The following is a 15,732-nucleotide window of genomic DNA, read 5'->3' as shown; positions in this document are numbered from 1 at the left end:
CTCATTCCCGATCCGCCGCCCGCCGGGGGGGCCGGCCATATAATAAGCCCATACCGCGGGAACAAAGCTTCACCCCGCAAATTTCAGCCAGCGGCTCACGCCCGGCAACGCACACACAGGAAGGAGACCGGCCATGAACACCAAACCGGCAAATCGCAGCTTAATCGTTCTCGGCACCATCATCTGTCAGATGGGCCTGGGCACCATCTACACCTGGAGCCTGTTCAACCAGCCGCTGGTCGACAAGTTCCACTGGGGACTGGCGGACGTCGCCACCACCTTCTCCATCACCAGCTTCTTCCTGGCCTTCGCCACGCTGTTCGCCGGCAAGCTGCAAGAGCGCTTCGGCATCCGCAACCTGACGCTGTGTTCCGGCATCCTGGTCGGCCTGGGCCTGATCGCCAGCGCCCACGTCAGCTCGCTCGACATGATCTACCTGCTGGCCGGCGTGGTGGTGGGCTTTGCGGTCGGTATCGCCTATATCTCCACCCTGTCCAACCTGATTAAGTGGTTCCCGGCCAACAAAGGCCTGATTTCCGGCATCTCCGTCGGCGCCTTCGGCAGCGGCAGCCTGCTGTTCAAATACGTCAACGCCGCCCTGATCGCCGACGTCGGCGTTTCCGGTGCCTTCTTCTACTGGGGCGCCATCGTGATGGGCCTGATCGTCGTCGGTTCCCTGCTGCTGAAAGAGCCGGTGCTGGCGACCAACGCTGCGCAGCAAGGCGCCAACGGTCTGGGCAACGACTTCAGCGTGCGCCAGATGCTGGCCACCAAAGAAGCCTACCTGCTGTTCACCATCTTCTTCGCTGCCTGCATGAGCGGTCTGTACCTTATCGGCATCGTGAAAGACATGGGCGTTCAACTGGCCGGGATGGATTTGGCCACCGCCGCCAACACCGTGTCCGCCGTCGCCATCTTCAACACCGCCGGCCGCATCATCCTGGGTACGCTGTCCGATAAAGTAGGCCGTATGCGCGTCATCAGCTTCACCATGCTGGTTACCGTGCTGGCGATTGTCGCGCTGAGCTTCATGACCCTGAACCACACGCTGTTCTTCATCTGCGTCGGCGCGGTAGCCTTCTGCTTCGGCGGCAACATCACCGTGTTCCCGGCGATTGTCGGCGACTTCTTCGGCCTGAAGAACCACAGCAAAAACTACGGCATCATCTACCAGGGCTTCGGCCTGGGCGCGCTGGCCGGTTCGTTCGTCGCCAAATACTTCGGCGGCTTCCACGCCACCTTCATGGTGATTGGCGTTCTGTCCGCCGCTTCTCTGCTGATTACGCTGTTCATCAAAGCGCCGAAGGCAGTGGAAGCGGAAACGGCAGAAACCACCCAAACGGCGGAGCTGGCCAAAGCCTGATACCCCGCGAAAGTAAAAGACCACCTCCTGAGGAGGTGGCTTTACACGACGCCCCCTAAAAGGGGGCCATTTTCGAGTTAATCCTGCAACAACTCCATCTGCTGTTCGATCTCTTGGTCCTTCTTATCCTGATGCCTCACGTATCGCCTGATAATTTCTTCGTTTACTCCTACCGTATCGACAAAGTATCCCCTTGCCCAAAAATGATTGCCCCACAACTTCTTTCGTATATGTGGAAAACGATTGTAAAGCCGGATTGCACTGCGTCCTTTCAGGACGCCCATCAACGTCGAAATCGATAGCTTCGGGGGGACTATCACGACCAGATGCACATGATCTGGCTGAATATTTAGCTCAAGGACTTCACAGTCCTTCATGTTGCAGAGGATATAAATTGTTCGGTAGAGCTCTTTACCCACCTTGTCGCGGAGGATTTTAAATCGATACTTCGGCGTCCACACCAGGTGGTATTTGCAACGCCAGAACACATGTGATGAACTCCTGTATAAACCCATGTTGGTGATTTCCTTCTTACTTGTGGTGAGTAAGCTGGAATATTCCGGCATGGGTTTCCTTCAGGCTAGAGCCTCACAGGTTCAATCACCACCTCCTTAGGAGGTGGTTTAAGGCTTACAACGACAAGGGGCGCAACCTGTGGGTTGCGCCCCTTTTTTTTGGTTCATCGCGCTTTACCGGGGAACGCTGCTTTGATTTTCAGGAAGAAGTAAGCGTTATCCCGGTATCCATAGGCCATCCGCTTCATCACTTTTATCTTATTGTTCATCCCTTCCAGCACGCTGGTATTCAACCTGTGTCTGGCACTCGCGATGATGCCACCGGCATACCCTTTCAGTTTCTCGGCGAAGTGTTGCAACGCCTTGATTCCGCTTTCCTGAGACTGCCTGTACCAGCTTGTCCAGCGCCTCCATGCCTCTTGTTCACTCGGGGCGTACCACAGTTCTTTCAGCGCGGTTTTCATCAGCCAGACCACATTCAACGGCTGATTCGCCTCCAGCAACTCCGTGAGCTTTACCTCATGCCCTTCGGGCAGGTTTTCTGGGTTGCGCAGCAGCAGCCAGCGGCTGCGTTTGATGACCTGACGCGATTTTGGGTTATCACGGAGTTGATTGGCCTGGTCGACGCGGACCCGGTCGATAACCTCCCGGCCATACTTTGCCACCACATGGAACAAGTCATAGACCACTTCCGCCTGCGGGCAGTGATGCCTGACCTCCAGGTCTAACGCCGTATTCATATCCATGGCGACAGACTGGATAGCGGCACAGCCTTCAGCGCCCAGCCAGACGAAGAAGGGGCGGAAGGCCGCTCTGCTGCGGCCTTCGCCCACCCACAACACCTGTTGCGTATCCGCATCCATCACCACGGTGGCATAACGATGTCCTTTGAACAGGGCGAACTCATCCATCACCAGACGGCGGAGGGTATGGCGCTGCGGCTCTGTCCGTTCCCGCAGCAGACGCCGGTAGTCGATATTCTTGACCGTATGCCAGTGCAGGCCGGTGAGTTGTGCAACGTGCTTAATCGGCAGTAAACGGACCAGTGACTCAACCCATACGGATAGTGTCGTGGTATATCTCTGGCGTTCAGGCAACCAGCTGATTTTTTCGGTGGTGACCCCGCAATGGGGGCAACACAGGCGCCGGACGGGGACGTTGAGCCAGACGACCCAATCGAGCAGCTGGCGTTCACGCACTCGGCGGAAGGAAACATCATGCACAACAGGCACCCGCCGCTCACAACGACGACAACAGGGCATGACGGCAGCGTCAGGCTGGAGCTGGATAAGCAGGGAGTTGGCAGAAGGATGCGAGAAGGAATTGACGATAAAGCCTTCCCAGAACAGGGAGCAAAGGTTAGCATTCATAGTGACGGCAGTTTTGAAAGTTTAGGGTGTGTTTTGGCGAATACAAACCTAAACGTTCTGACTGCCGTTTTCTATTGGTTCACGCTAAAGCGCGATGAACCTTTTTTTTGGTTCATCGCGCTTTACCGGGGAACGCTGCTTTGATTTTCAGGAAGAAGTAAGCGTTATCCCGGTATCCATAGGCCATCCGCTTCATCACTTTTATCTTATTGTTCATCCCTTCCAGCACGCTGGTATTCAACCTGTGTCTGGCACTCGCGATGATGCCACCGGCATACCCTTTCAGTTTCTCGGCGAAGTGTTGCAACGCCTTGATTCCGCTTTCCTGAGACTGCCTGTACCAGCTTGTCCAGCGTCTCTGCGCCTCTTGTTCACTCGGGGCGTACCACAGTTCTTTCAGCGTCGTTTTCATCAGCCAGACCACATTCAACGGCTGATTCGCCTCCAGCAACTCCGTGAGCTTTACCTCATGCCCTTCGGGCAGGTTTTCTGGGTTGCGCAGCAGCAGCCAGCGGCTGCGTTTGATGACCTGACGCGATTTTGGGTTATCACGGAGTTGATTGGCCTGGTCGACGCGGACCCGGTCGATAACCTCCCGGCCATACTTTGCCACCACATGGAACAAGTCATAGACCACTTCCGCCTGCGGGCAGTGATGCCTGACCTCCAGGTCTAACGCCGTATTCATATCCATGGCGACAGACTGGATAGCAGCACAGCCTTCAGCGCCCAGCCAGACGAAGAAGGGGCGGAAGGCCGCTCTGCTGCGGCCTTCGCCCACCCACAACACCTGTTGCGTATCCGCATCCATCACCACGGTGGCATAGCGATGTCCTTTGAACAGGGCGAACTCATCCATCACCAGACGGCGGAGGGTATGGCGCTGCGGCTCTGTTCGTTCCCGCAGCAGACGCCGGTAGTCGATATTCTTGACCGTATGCCAGTGCAGTCCGGTGAGTTGTGCAACATGTTTAATCGGCAGTAAACGGGTCAGTGACTCAACCCATACGGATAGCGTCGTGGTATATCTCTGGCGTTCAGGCAACCAGCTGATTTTTTCGGTGGTGACCCCGCAATGGGGGCAACACAGGCGCCGGACGGGGACGTTGAGCCAGACGACCCAATCGAGCAGCTGGCGTTCACGCACTCGGCGGAAGGAAACATCATGCACAACAGGCACCCGCCGCTCACAACGACGACAACAGGGCATGACGGCAGCGTCAGGCTGGAGCTGGATAAGCAGGGAGTTGGCAGAAGGATGCGAGAAGGAATTGACGACAAAGCCTTCCCAGAACAGGGAGCAAAGGTTAGCATTCATAGTGACGGCAGTTTTGAAGGTTTAGGGTGTGTTTTGGCGAATACAAACCTAAACGTTCTGACTGCCGTTTTCTATTGGTTCACGCTAAAGCGCGATGAACCTTTTTTATGCCCCATTTCTGAGCTTACAGGTGCATGCCCAGCGTCTGGCGCAGATGCGCACCGGCACCCAGCAGGCCCGGCTGACCGTGCGTTATCATGAACACCGGGATTTCGCGCACATAGTCGCGGAAGCGCCCCTTGTCTTCGAAAGCGGCGCGGAAGCCCGAGGCCTTGAAGAATTCCATAAAGCGCGGCACGATGCCGCCGGCGATGTACACGCCGCCGAAGGTGCCCAGATTCAGCGCCAGGTTGCCACCGAAGCGCCCCATGATCACGCAAAACAGCGACAGCGCGCGGCGGCAGTCGATGCAGCTGTCTGCCAGCGCCCGCTCGGTGATGTCCTTCGGCTCCCATTTCTCCGGCAGGCGGTTGTCCGCCTTGACGATGGCGCGATACAGATTGACCAGGCCCGGCCCGGACAGCACACGCTCGGCGGAAACGTGCCCCACTTCCGCGCGCAGCACCTCCAGAATGATGTCCTCTTCTTCGCTGTTCGGCGCGAAATCGACATGGCCGCCCTCGCCCGGCAGGCTGACCCAACGGCGATCGACGTGCACCAGGTGAGCAACGCCCAGCCCGGTACCGGCGCCATACACCGCAATCGGTTTGCCCGGCTGCGCATCGCCGCCGCCAAACTGCAGCACGTCGTCCGACGAAAGCATCGGGATCGCCATCGAGACGGCGGTGAAATCGTTGATCACTTCCAGATGGCTCAGCCCCAGGCTGGCCTTCATTTCTTTGATCGAGAACGCCCAGCTGTGGTTGGTCATCGCCACCCAGTCTTCGGTCACCGGGCAGGCGATCGCGATACAGGCGTCCTGCACCTCGATATCGCACGCTTTCAGGTATTGGCGGATCACCGCCTCCAGGCTGTCGAACTCCAGGCCGGAATAGGTTTTCGCCTGGGTAATCTCACCCGTCGCAACAGTGCACAACGCCAGGCGGGCATTGGTGCCGCCAACATCACCTACGAGGGCATAGGTCATTGATTTCGTCTCCGCAAAATGAAAAATAAAAAGCTGCCCACACTGTAAAATCCTGCTGCAAAAACAACAATCACCCGCCTCGGATCTGCACCCCAATAGCGATCCGGATCACAAAAAACGTTTCAGCTGGCCTGCGGCGCCGCGTTTTGAAACAAATTGCGGCAAAAAACGCCCCCCCGGCGACTGTTAACCGTCATCGACGCCAGGCAATATCAATGCGTGCCTGCACGCCGATAGTCTGGCAAGCTGTGGCCACTGCTCAACCACCCGCTCTCCCTGCCCTGCCGGGAGGCATCGACAAGGGATTATCCATGCTGCATCCGCGCGCCAATGCCATGTTGGCCTTTGCTTTGCCTGCGCTGATTATCGGTTCCGCTTCCAGTCTGGTGCTGCTGTTGGTGATAAAAATTGCCGCCGCACTGCAGCAATTACTGTGGGTGACGCTGCCCGATGCGCTGAGCCTGGGCGCCCAGTCGCCCTGGTGGCCGGTCGCGATGCTGACGCTGACCGGCGTGGCGGTCGGCCTTATCGTGCGCTATATGCCGGGCCACGCCGGGCCGGACCCGGCGACGGAATCGCTGATCGGCATGCCCCTGCCGCTCTCCGCCCTGCCGGGACTGGGGTTGGCGCTGATCGTCGGCCTGGCCGGCGGCGTCAGCCTGGGGCCGGAGAACCCGATCACCGCCATCAATATCGCGCTGGTAGCGGCCGCCGGTGCGCGCCTGCTGCCGAAGGTGCCGCGCATGGACTGGATCATCCTGGCGGCTGCGGGCACCATCGGCGCGATGTTCGGCACGCCGGTCGCCGCCGCGCTGATCTTCTCGCAAACCCTGGCGGGCAATAACGAAACGCCGCTGTGGGATAGGCTGTTCGCCCCGCTGGTTGCCGCCGCCGCCGGCGCGGTCACCACCCAGATGTTCTTCGTGCCCAATTTCGCCCTGCAGCTCGACGCCTACGATGTAACGCGGCTGTCGGACATCTTCAGCGGCGCCATCGTGGCGCTGATCGCCATCGCGCTCGGCATGGTGGCCCTGTGGTGCTTCCCGCACGTTCACCGCCTGTTCCATTCGATGAAGAACCCGGTGTTGATGTTAGGGCTGGGGGGCTTTGTGCTGGGCCTGCTGGCGCTGGTGGGCGGAGAGATAACCCTGTTTAAAGGGCTGGATGAAATGAAGCGCCTCGCGGCAGACGGCAGCTATTCGGTGCCGGCGCTGTTGACCATTACCCTGACCAAGCTGGCGGCGCTGGTGATCGCCGCCGCCAGCGGCTTTCGCGGCGGGCGTATCTTCCCGGCGGTGTTCGTCGGCGTGGCGCTGGGGCTGATGCTACACCAGCACGTTCCCGCAGTGCCGGCGGCGATCACCGTCTCCTGCGCCATCATGGGGCTGGTGCTGGTGGTCACGCGCGACGGCTGGCTCAGCCTGTTCATGGCGGTAGCGGTGGTGCCGGATCTGCACCTGCTGCCGGTCTTGTGCATCGTGATGCTGCCCGCCTGGCTGGCGCTGGCGGGCAAACCGCTGATGCTGGTGAATCGCCGGCAGCCGCCGCACGACGATTAGGCCAACGCGAACGCCGCGGCGGCGCGGGCGTGGATCGCGGCGGTGTCGAACACCGGCACCGACGCATCCCGCTCGCTCACCAGCAAGCCTATTTCGGTGCAGCCGAAAATAATCCCCTGCGCGCCCTGCTGCTCCAAATCGCTGATGATCCGGCGATACTCGTCGCGCGAGGCATCGCGAATTTTACCCAGGCACAGTTCGTCATAGATGATGCGGTGTACGATGTCGCGATCGGCGCTGACCGGCGTCACCACGTCGATGCCGTGCAATTCCTGCAGGCGGCCGCGATAGAAGGTCTGCTCCATGGTAAAGCGCGTGCCCAGCAGCCCGACGCGGCGAATGTTTTTTTCCCGCACCTGCAGCGCCGTGGCATCGGCGATGTGAATCAGCGGCAGGCCGCTGGCCTGCTCGACCGCCTCCGCCACCTTGTGCATGGTGTTGGTGCAGATCACGATAGCTTCGGCGCCGGCGGCGCGCAAAGCCACTGCGGCGGCGGCCAGCAGCCGGCCGGCGCCGCTCCAATCGCCCTGGTGCTGCAAGCGTTCAACCTCCTGAAAATCGACGCTGTAGAGCACGATTTTGGCCGAGTGCAGCCCGCCGAGGCGCGCCTTTACCTGCTCGTTGATGGTGCGGTAATAAGGAATGGTGGATTCCCAGCTCATACCACCCAGCAAGCCCAACACTTTCATCATTCGTTCCTCAGCATTTCCGACGATCCTCTGACCTTACCTGAGAATCGCCGGGCTGACGACGCCTTATTTGGCGCCGGAATTGATCGGCTGGCGCGCTTCGAACCAGCGCTGGCGCAGCGTGTCGTACAGCCAGTTATAGGCCATGGTGTACGGCAGGAAGAACAGGAAGAAACCGATTTCCAGCATAAACGCCTGTGCCCAGGAGATGCTCAGCATCCAGGCGGCGATCGGCACGCCGATCAGGATAAAACCGGCTTCAAAGCCGACGGCGTGCAGCGCACGCACTTTCAGGTTACGCACCACCCGGCCGACCGGCCACAGGCGGTCGAACACCGTGTTGTAAACCATGTTCCACAGCATCGCGACGGTGGAGAGCATCACCGCCAACGCACCGACCTGCACCATTGAGCGGTTCAGCAGCCACGCGCCCAGCGGGGCGCAAACCATCACGGCGATGGCCTCGAAACCGACGGCGTGGACGATACGTTCAATGAGAGACTTGTTTTGCAGTTGCATACATCACCTTTTTTCAACAGTTGTTGCGAAAGCCAGGTGATTATCATCGTTTTTTCGGGTAGGTTAAAAATAGGTTCCATCGATAAAGTAGATAGGTTATGCACTATTCTCCGGAAGCGCTGCATGCGTTTGTCGAAGCCGCCGCCCTCGGCTCGTTTTCCGCCGCCGCGCGCAAGCTGCGCAAAAGCCAATCCACCGTCAGCACCGCCATCGCCAATCTGGAGGCCGACCTGGCGCTGACGCTGTTCGATCGCAGCGCGCGCCAACCGGTGCTCACCGCCGCCGGCCGCAAGGTACTGGGGCATGTGCAGGCGATCCTCGCGGCCAGCGAACGGCTCGATGCCCTGAGCATTCAGCTGGCGGGCGAGGTTGAACCGCGCCTGAGCATGGTGTTTTCCGATACCTACCAGCCCAAACATCACGATCGGTTGATGCAGCTGTTCGAACAGCGCTACCCGGAGATTGAGCTGGAATGGATGATCGCCGAGGAAGGCGACGTTATCGATCTGCTGCAAAACGGCCGCGCGCATTTGGGCATGGTGGAAGTGCAAAAAAGTTATCCGTCGGATATCGCCTTCTCCCGGCTGCCTGAGCAGACCGGAATGGGGCTGTTCGTCGCCCATCAGCACCCGCTGGCCCAGGTCGCCGCGCCAACGCCGGAGCAGCTGTCCAGCATCCGCCAGCTGATCCTGAATACCTACACCGGCGCCGAAGCGGCCAGACAGGGTGGCCTGGTCTGGTCGGCGCCCAGCTATCTGCTGTTGCTGGAGATGGCGGAACAGGGGTTCGGTTGGGCAGTGCTGCCGCACTGGCTGGTGCAACAATACGGCCACGGCAAACTCACCCAGCTGCGGCCGCGCGGCTGGCCAAAACTGATTTCGGTGGATGCGGTCTGGTCCAAACTGACCCCGCCGGGCCCGGCGGGGTTCTGGATGCTGGATCGCCTGCTGGGCGATACCCAGCCTTAAGCGGCGGCGTTGCGTGCCTGAATGGCGCGCGAGACGGTATCGAGCAGTTCCGGCATGTCCATCTTCGGCAGCATCACTTCGATGAAGGCCAGCCGATCGTCGTCCGCGACCTCGCGCAGCGCCTGGCGCAGTCCGTCCGGATCGCTGACCCGCAACGTCTTCACCGGCCGCTCGCCGGCCAGCGCCGGCGGCAGCTGCGTCCAGTTCCAGCGCGCGATGTCGTTATAACGTTGCTCCGGTCCGTGGATCGCGCGCTCGATCGTGTAACCCTGATTATTCAGCACGAAGATCACCGGCTTAAGCCCGTCGCGCAGCATCGATCCCAGTTCCTGTACGGTCAGCTGCGCGGCGCCGTCGCCGATCAGCAATATTGCCCGCCGCTGCGGTTCGGCGGTCTGTACGCCGAACGTCGCCGGCAGGGTATAGCCGATCGATCCCCATAGCGCCTGCACGATCAGGCGGCAGCCACGCGGCAACGTCAACGCCGCCGCGCCGAAACAGGCGGTGCCCTGATCGGCCAGCACGATATCCCCGGGCCGCAGGAAATCCTGTATCTGCCGCCAGAAGGCGTGCTGATCCAGCCCTTCCCCATCGGTTTCCGGCAGCGTCGGGCGGACGATCGGCGGCAACGGCCAGCGTGACGCCAGCGACAGGCTCAGGCGGTGCAGCGCCTGCACCGCCTCGCGCATCGGAATGCGGCTAAAGCGCTGCCGCCCGACCCAGGCTTCGAACGGTTGAATGTCGATGCATTTTTCCACCGGCAAATGATGCGTGAAACCGGCGGTAATGGTGTCGGTCAAACGCACGCCGACGTTGATCACCACATCGGCGTTTTCGATAAGCTGTTTCACCGCCGGATCGCTGGCGCCGCCGCAGTAGGTCCCGACAAACCCGGCTCGGTTCTCATCCAGCACGCCTTTGCCAAGCAGCAGCGTAGCGTGCGGAATGTCGACCGCCTGCAGCCACTCGTCCAGCGCCGCTTCGGCACCGAAGCGATCGACCAGGAAGTCCGCCAGCAGCGATACCCGCCGCGCCGGCAGCAGCTTTTCGCGCGCTGCGGCGATAAATGCCTGCAATGCGCTGCGCGACAGTTTGGCCTGACGCAGCATCAGCGGCGCCGGTTTGGCCGACAGCGGCGCTTGTGCGACGTCGCTGGGCAACATCAGGTAAACCGGGCGATGCTCCAGCAAGGCGACGCCGATCAGGCGGTCTATCTCCACGGCGGCGTTGTCGGCGGTCAGGTCGGCCTGTGCGACGGTCACCTCTTTGGCTATCCGGGCGAAGTGGGTAAAGTCGCCATCCCCCAGCGAATGGTGCAGCAAATCACCGGCGCGCTGGGCGCGCTGCGCCGGCGTGCCGACCACGTGGATCACCGGCAGGTATTCGGCGTAACTGCCGGCCACCCCATTCAACGCGCTCAGCTCCCCCACACCAAAGGTGGTGAGCAGCGCCGCCGCCGGTTTGCAGCGAGCGTAACCGTCGGCGGCATAGGCGGCGTTCAGCTCGTTGGCGCAGCCTACCCAGGTGATTTGCGGATGAGCGAGAACGTGATCGAGGAATTGCAGGTTGTAATCCCCCGGCACGCCGAAGAAATGACGGATGCCAATTTGGGCCAGACGATCGAGCAGATAATCGGCCACCGTATAGGTCTGAGTCATGATCATCACCTGTCTGCAGCTGGAGCGATTATCTTAAGTATCGAAGATGCCGTTCAAATTTCGAACAAACGCTCCTGCCTCGATCGGCAACCTGGCGTTACATGCCGGCGCTGTGATCGCTCCCCCGGCAGCGCGGTGTGAAAGCGTATACACTCAAAGCACTTCACCTCCCGCCGACAAGGATAACCATGTCCTACCAAGCCTCCCCTACGCGTTATCAAGATATGGAATACCGGCGCTGCGGCCGCAGCGGGCTGAAGCTGCCCGCCGTCTCGCTCGGGCTGTGGCACAACTTCGGCGACGCCACGCTGTACGACAACGCCCGCGGCCTGATCCGCTGCGCCTTCGATCGCGGCATTACCCATTTCGATCTGGCCAACAACTACGGCCCGCCGCCCGGTGCCGCCGAGGAAAACTTTGGCCGTATTCTCAACGGCGATCTGCGGGCCTGGCGCGACGAACTGATCGTGTCATCCAAAGCCGGTTACACCATGTGGCCCGGCCCCTATGGCGATTGGGGATCGAAAAAGTACCTGGTCGCCAGCCTCGATCAGAGTCTGAAGCGCATGGGGTTGGAGTATGTGGATATCTTTTATCACCACCGGCCGGATCCGGACACGCCGCTGGAAGAAACCATGGCGGCGCTGGATCTGCTGGTGCGCCAGGGCAAAGCGCTGTATGTCGGCCTGTCTAACTACCCGGCCGAACGCGCGCGGCAGGCATTCGACATTCTGCAACGGCTGGGCACGCCGTGCGTGATCCACCAGCCGAAGTATTCTATGTTGGAACGCACGCCGGAGGCGGGATTGCTGGGCACATTGGCGGAGCATGGCGTCGGATCGATCGCCTTCTCGCCGCTGGCGGGCGGCCTGCTGACCGACCGCTACCTGCACGGCATCCCGCAAGATTCCCGCGCCGCCAGCGGCAGCCGCTTCCTGCAGCCGGAGCAACTGACCGCCGAACGGCTGGACAAGGTGCGCCGCCTCGATGCGCTGGCGCGGCAACGCGGGCAGAAGCTGTCGCAAATGGCGCTGGCCTGGGTGCTGCGCGGCGATCGCATCACCTCGGTGCTGATCGGCGCCAGCAAGAATGCGCAGATAGAAGACGCGGTGGGCATGCTGGCCAATCGCCACTTCAGTGAAGAAGAGCTCGTACAGATCGAACAAATCCTATTGTAATCGCTTACAAACACCGCCGCTCCACCGAGCGGCGATCCCCCAGAAAAATCTCAAATCTCGGCCTGCGGCGCCGTTTTCAGAGTGGCTCTCAGATTCAACCCTACGCGCCGGCGCTATGATGCCGATATTGCAGCAAAAATAACGATAAGGCCGCTTTTTAAACTGATGAACGCGCTTCATAAAGTGATTAACGGCCAGGCCGCGCAAGCGGAAAGGAGAAGTCATGTTTAAACCTCTGCTCTTGGCTGCCATCTTGGCGGCGACGGTGTTGCCCGCCGTACAGCAGGCTCACGCCGAAGGGCTCAGCATCGATCTGATGCCGGGCGTTTCATTGCGCATCGGCAATCAGGACAATCGCGGCCGTTACTGGGACGGTTACGACTGGCGCGATCGCGACTGGTGGCAAGGCCATCAGGGACGCTACCTCGGCGATCGCAGCCCGCGCGGCTATTACTGGGATGGCTATCGCTGGCGCGACCGCGACTACTGGCGCAAATATTACTACTCGCGCGACGGGCGCTATTACAAATGCGACCATCATTGCGACAAGCATTACTGGAAGAAAGAGAAAAAACACCACCATGATCACGATCGCGATCGCTGGCGTCGCCACGGCGATGACGACCGCGATTAACGACAACGGGCCGGCGCAACGCCGGCCCGCACTGTTTTCGCCTACAGCACACTGCCGATCAGCAAGTAACCATTCAACCCCACCACCACCAACACGATCAGCTTGCCCAGGTTTTGCACCACGGGGCCGTTAACCATCTCCCCCATCAGCGCCCGATTGCCGGTGAAAGCCAGCAGCGGCACCAGCGCCAGCGCAATGCCGAAGCTGAGCAGCACCTGGCTCAGCACCAGAATGCGCGTGGCGTCCATCCCCAGCATGATGACGATAAACGATGGCAGCATGGTCACCGCGCGGCGCAGCCACAGCGGGATATGGAAATGCACGAACCCTTGCATCACCACCTGCCCCGCCAGCGTACCCACCACGGTGGAAGAAAGACCGGCGGCCACCAGGCTCAGGCCAAACACGGTAGCGGCAGCTTGCCCGAGCAGCGGTTGCAGCGTCAGATAGGCCACGTCGAGATCGGCGATGCCGCTGTGGCCGCTGAAATGAAACGCGGCGGCGGCAGTGGCCATCATCGCCAGGTTGACGAAACCGGCGATGGTCATGGCGACGGCGACGTCGACTTTGGTGGCGGCATAGCGCTCCGCCTTATCATGCTCACCGCCGACTTGGGTGAGCGACGAATGCAGATAGATCACGTGCGGCATGATGGTGGCGCCCAATACCCCGGCGGCCAGAAATACCGCATCGCCGTTAGGCAGATCGGGCAGCGCCATGCCTTTCAGTAGCGGCGCGAGCTGCGGCTGGGAGAACGCCAGCTCGACGATATAAGCGGCGGCGACGAACAGCAGCAGGCCGCCAATCACCAGCTCCAGCGGCTTTTGCCCGCGCTTTTGCAGCATCAGAATTAAAAAGGTGGCGATGCCGGTCAGCACCGCGCCCTGCAACAGGGAAACGCCGAGCAGCAGCTTGAAGCCGATCGCCGCGCCGATAAACTCGGCCAGATCGGTCGCCATGGCGATGATCTCCGCCTGCACCCAATAGGCCCACACCGCCGGCCGCGGAAAGCGATCGCGAATATGCTCGGCCAGGTTTTTCCCGGTGGCGATCCCCAGCTTGGCGGACAACAGCTGGATCAGCATCGCCATCACGTTGGCCCAGACCACCACCCACAACAGACTATAGCCGAACGAGGCGCCGGCCTGGATATTGGTGGCGAAGTTACCGGGATCGATATAGCCGATAGCGGCGATGAAGGCGGGCCCCATCAGCGAGAGTTTGATTTTTCTGGCGGAGCGACCGGAGGTGGTTTCAACCACGCGACTGTTCAGCATATGTTGAACCCTTACTGAAATTACGTTTATCTCCACTCTATATAAATGATAATAATTATCAAGCGCATTTATAGTGGTAAAACTTATCTCTGCAATAGCCAACATTAACGGTTTTATCGAAGGGTTCAGCGCGGAGCTTGCCGATTTCCGTGCTTTTCTGATGGGGTTTGGGCTGCAATACCCCTGAAAGACAGGTTAGCACAAGAATACGAATTTCCTATTGCTGCTTTAACGTCTTGATTTTTTATGCTTTTGCGCAACACTTTAGGAGAACTCCCACTATGATTTTCCATATTTGCAATAGAAGTCTCGTTTTTAAACGTAGCGTTACATAAAATGACAGCCGAAATTCAGCCTGCCTCAAATTTGGAGCAAACATGTCCCATATTGCGCACTTTGCGTTGGCGATAGTGGTGGTGGCGATCCTGGCCCTGTTGGTGTGCCGCGATCGTAAAAGCATCCGCATTCGCTATGTTATTCAACTACTGGTTATCGAAGTACTGCTGGCCTACTTTTTCCTGCATTCGGAAGCGGGTTTGGGCTTCGTAAAAGGATTTGCCGCGCTGTTTGACAAACTGCTCGGGTTTGCGGGACAAGGGACTGATTTCGTATTCGGCGGCATGGGCGACAAAGGCCTGGCGTTCTTCTTCCTGAAGGTGCTGTGCCCGATCGTCTTCATTTCGGCGCTGATCGGTATTCTGCAGTACATCAAGGTGCTGCCGTTCATCATCCGTATTATCGGTACCGTGCTGTCGAAAGTGAACGGCATGGGCAAGCTGGAGTCGTTCAACGCCGTCAGCTCGCTGATCCTGGGCCAATCCGAAAACTTCATCGCCTACAAGGATATCCTAGGCAAGATGTCGGAAAAGCGCATGTACACCATGGCGGCGACCGCGATGTCTACGGTGTCCATGTCCATCGTCGGCGCCTACATGACCATGCTGGACGCCAAGTTCGTGGTGGCGGCGCTGGTATTGAACATGTTCAGCACCTTTATCGTGCTGTCGCTGGTCAACCCGTACGACACCAATAAAGAAGAAGAGCTGCACCTCGGCAACCTGCACGAAGGCCAGAGCTTCTTCGAAATGCTGGGTGAATATATCCTGGCCGGCTTCAAAGTAGCGATTATCGTTGCCGCGATGCTGATCGGCTTCATCGCCCTGATCGCCGCGCTCAACGGTGTGTTCAGCGCCATCTTCGGCCTGAGCTTCCAGGAAATCCTCGGCTACTTCTTCTATCCGTTCGCCTGGATCATGGGGATTCCTAAACACGAAGCCCTGCAGGTTGGCAGCATCATGGCCACCAAGCTGGTTTCCAACGAGTTCGTGGCAATGATGGAGCTGCAGAAAGTGTCTGCCGAACTGTCGCCGCGCAGCCTGGGGATCCTGTCGGTGTTCCTGGTGTCCTTCGCCAACTTCTCCTCCATCGGCATCGTGGCCGGTGCGATCAAGGGCCTGAACGAACACCAGGGCAACGTGGTGTCGCGCTTTGGCCTGAAGCTGGTGTACGGCTCTACGCTGGTCAGCATCCTTTCCGCTTCCATCGCGGGTCTGGTACTGGGCTAAGCCTCGAACCGACTGCGATAACAAGGCGCCTG

14 protein-coding genes are annotated in these 15,732 nt (G+C 59.7%); 6 read left to right on the top strand and 8 right to left on the bottom strand.

Going from position 1 to position 15,732, the window contains the following annotated elements:
* The first annotated feature begins 133 nt into the window (after positions 1-133).
* Positions 134-1,363: an OFA family MFS transporter gene (locus tag GF111_RS20050; protein WP_033635420.1), complete on the top strand. Its 1,230-nt coding sequence runs from the start codon at positions 134-136 to the stop codon at positions 1,361-1,363.
* 77 nt (positions 1,364-1,440) lie between these two features.
* Here GF111_RS20050 and tnpA read toward each other — a convergent pair whose 3' ends face one another.
* The 4 genes from tnpA to glk all read right to left on the bottom strand — a co-directional run bounded on the left by tnpA (position 1,441) and on the right by glk (position 5,653).
* On the bottom strand, positions 1,441-1,878 hold the full coding sequence (gene tnpA, locus GF111_RS20045) for an IS200/IS605 family transposase (RefSeq protein ID WP_038874510.1): 438 nt from the start codon (positions 1,876-1,878) through the stop codon (positions 1,441-1,443).
* A 164-nt stretch (positions 1,879-2,042) separates the two neighbouring features.
* Positions 2,043-3,248 carry an ISL3 family transposase gene (locus GF111_RS20040; protein ID WP_071845311.1) on the bottom strand — a complete coding sequence of 402 codons (1,206 nt, stop codon included), beginning with the start codon at positions 3,246-3,248 and terminating at the stop codon, positions 2,043-2,045.
* A gap of 112 nt (positions 3,249-3,360) precedes the next feature.
* Positions 3,361-4,566, bottom strand: a complete 1,206-nt coding sequence (locus tag GF111_RS20035; protein ID WP_047729874.1) for an ISL3 family transposase — start codon at positions 4,564-4,566, stop codon at positions 3,361-3,363.
* A 124-nt stretch (positions 4,567-4,690) separates the two neighbouring features.
* On the bottom strand, positions 4,691-5,653 hold the full coding sequence (glk, locus tag GF111_RS20030) for a glucokinase (RefSeq protein ID WP_038876571.1): 963 nt from the start codon (positions 5,651-5,653) through the stop codon (positions 4,691-4,693).
* A gap of 311 nt (positions 5,654-5,964) precedes the next feature.
* Between glk and GF111_RS20025 the strand changes: the two genes are divergently transcribed.
* Positions 5,965-7,212, top strand: a complete 1,248-nt coding sequence (locus GF111_RS20025) for an ion channel protein (RefSeq protein ID WP_038876573.1) — start codon at positions 5,965-5,967, stop codon at positions 7,210-7,212.
* Here the strand turns inward: GF111_RS20025 and GF111_RS20020 are convergent.
* Positions 7,209-7,901 carry an aspartate/glutamate racemase family protein gene (locus GF111_RS20020; RefSeq protein ID WP_047730149.1) on the bottom strand — a complete coding sequence of 231 codons (693 nt, stop codon included), beginning with the start codon at positions 7,899-7,901 and terminating at the stop codon, positions 7,209-7,211. The two genes, GF111_RS20025 and GF111_RS20020, sit on opposite strands and share 4 nt — an antisense overlap.
* Positions 7,902-7,967: 66 nt before the next feature.
* On the bottom strand, positions 7,968-8,420 hold the full coding sequence (locus tag GF111_RS20015) for a multidrug/biocide efflux PACE transporter (protein WP_038876577.1): 453 nt from the start codon (positions 8,418-8,420) through the stop codon (positions 7,968-7,970).
* Positions 8,421-8,518: 98 nt separating this feature from the next.
* Between GF111_RS20015 and GF111_RS20010 the strand changes: the two genes are divergently transcribed.
* Positions 8,519-9,388 (top strand): LysR family transcriptional regulator, encoded by an 870-nt coding sequence (locus GF111_RS20010; protein ID WP_147191027.1) that lies wholly within the window; start codon positions 8,519-8,521, stop codon positions 9,386-9,388.
* Here GF111_RS20010 and GF111_RS20005 read toward each other — a convergent pair.
* On the bottom strand, positions 9,385-11,046 hold the full coding sequence (locus tag GF111_RS20005) for an alpha-keto acid decarboxylase family protein (RefSeq protein ID WP_038876631.1): 1,662 nt from the start codon (positions 11,044-11,046) through the stop codon (positions 9,385-9,387). The two genes, GF111_RS20010 and GF111_RS20005, sit on opposite strands and share 4 nt — an antisense overlap.
* 188 nt (positions 11,047-11,234) lie before the next feature.
* On the opposite strand from GF111_RS20005, the gene mgrA reads away from it, so the two are divergent.
* Both mgrA and GF111_RS19995 read left to right on the top strand, forming a co-directional pair.
* Positions 11,235-12,224 (top strand): L-glyceraldehyde 3-phosphate reductase, encoded by a 990-nt coding sequence (mgrA, locus tag GF111_RS20000; protein WP_038876581.1) that lies wholly within the window; start codon positions 11,235-11,237, stop codon positions 12,222-12,224.
* A 223-nt stretch (positions 12,225-12,447) separates the two neighbouring features.
* Positions 12,448-12,858 carry a DUF2502 domain-containing protein gene (locus GF111_RS19995; protein ID WP_147191029.1) on the top strand — a complete coding sequence of 137 codons (411 nt, stop codon included), beginning with the start codon at positions 12,448-12,450 and terminating at the stop codon, positions 12,856-12,858.
* A gap of 41 nt (positions 12,859-12,899) precedes the next feature.
* Here GF111_RS19995 and GF111_RS19990 read toward each other — a convergent pair whose 3' ends face one another.
* Positions 12,900-14,135 (bottom strand): Nramp family divalent metal transporter, encoded by a 1,236-nt coding sequence (locus GF111_RS19990; RefSeq protein ID WP_038876583.1) that lies wholly within the window; start codon positions 14,133-14,135, stop codon positions 12,900-12,902.
* Between the two features lie 377 nt (positions 14,136-14,512).
* Here GF111_RS19990 and GF111_RS19985 point away from each other — a divergent pair, with 377 nt between their 5' ends.
* Positions 14,513-15,700 (top strand): NupC/NupG family nucleoside CNT transporter, encoded by a 1,188-nt coding sequence (locus GF111_RS19985; protein ID WP_004936373.1) that lies wholly within the window; start codon positions 14,513-14,515, stop codon positions 15,698-15,700.
* The last annotated feature ends 32 nt before the right edge of the window (positions 15,701-15,732 follow it).

Source organism: Serratia sp. HRI, from assembly GCF_010119335.3.
Classification (GTDB): Bacteria; Pseudomonadota; Gammaproteobacteria; order Enterobacterales; family Enterobacteriaceae; genus Serratia; species Serratia nevei.
This window is presented reverse-complemented; position numbering and strand designations above follow the sequence as displayed.

Coding starts and splice junctions, on each gene's coding strand:
- GF111_RS20005 (WP_038876631.1), bottom strand. CDS start 11,046: ATGACTCAGACCTATACGGTGGCCGATTATCTGCTCGATCGTCTGGCC.
- tnpA (WP_038874510.1), bottom strand. CDS start 1,878: ATGGGTTTATACAGGAGTTCATCACATGTGTTCTGGCGTTGCAAATAC.
- GF111_RS20035 (WP_047729874.1), bottom strand. CDS start 4,566: ATGAATGCTAACCTTTGCTCCCTGTTCTGGGAAGGCTTTGTCGTCAAT.
- GF111_RS20020 (WP_047730149.1), bottom strand. CDS start 7,901: ATGAAAGTGTTGGGCTTGCTGGGTGGTATGAGCTGGGAATCCACCATT.
- GF111_RS20040 (WP_071845311.1), bottom strand. CDS start 3,248: ATGAATGCTAACCTTTGCTCCCTGTTCTGGGAAGGCTTTATCGTCAAT.
- GF111_RS20015 (WP_038876577.1), bottom strand. CDS start 8,420: ATGCAACTGCAAAACAAGTCTCTCATTGAACGTATCGTCCACGCCGTC.
- GF111_RS19985 (WP_004936373.1), top strand. CDS start 14,513: ATGTCCCATATTGCGCACTTTGCGTTGGCGATAGTGGTGGTGGCGATC.
- glk (WP_038876571.1), bottom strand. CDS start 5,653: ATGACCTATGCCCTCGTAGGTGATGTTGGCGGCACCAATGCCCGCCTG.
- GF111_RS19990 (WP_038876583.1), bottom strand. CDS start 14,135: ATGCTGAACAGTCGCGTGGTTGAAACCACCTCCGGTCGCTCCGCCAGA.
- GF111_RS20025 (WP_038876573.1), top strand. CDS start 5,965: ATGCTGCATCCGCGCGCCAATGCCATGTTGGCCTTTGCTTTGCCTGCG.
- GF111_RS20050 (WP_033635420.1), top strand. CDS start 134: ATGAACACCAAACCGGCAAATCGCAGCTTAATCGTTCTCGGCACCATC.
- GF111_RS19995 (WP_147191029.1), top strand. CDS start 12,448: ATGTTTAAACCTCTGCTCTTGGCTGCCATCTTGGCGGCGACGGTGTTG.
- GF111_RS20010 (WP_147191027.1), top strand. CDS start 8,519: ATGCACTATTCTCCGGAAGCGCTGCATGCGTTTGTCGAAGCCGCCGCC.
- mgrA (WP_038876581.1), top strand. CDS start 11,235: ATGTCCTACCAAGCCTCCCCTACGCGTTATCAAGATATGGAATACCGG.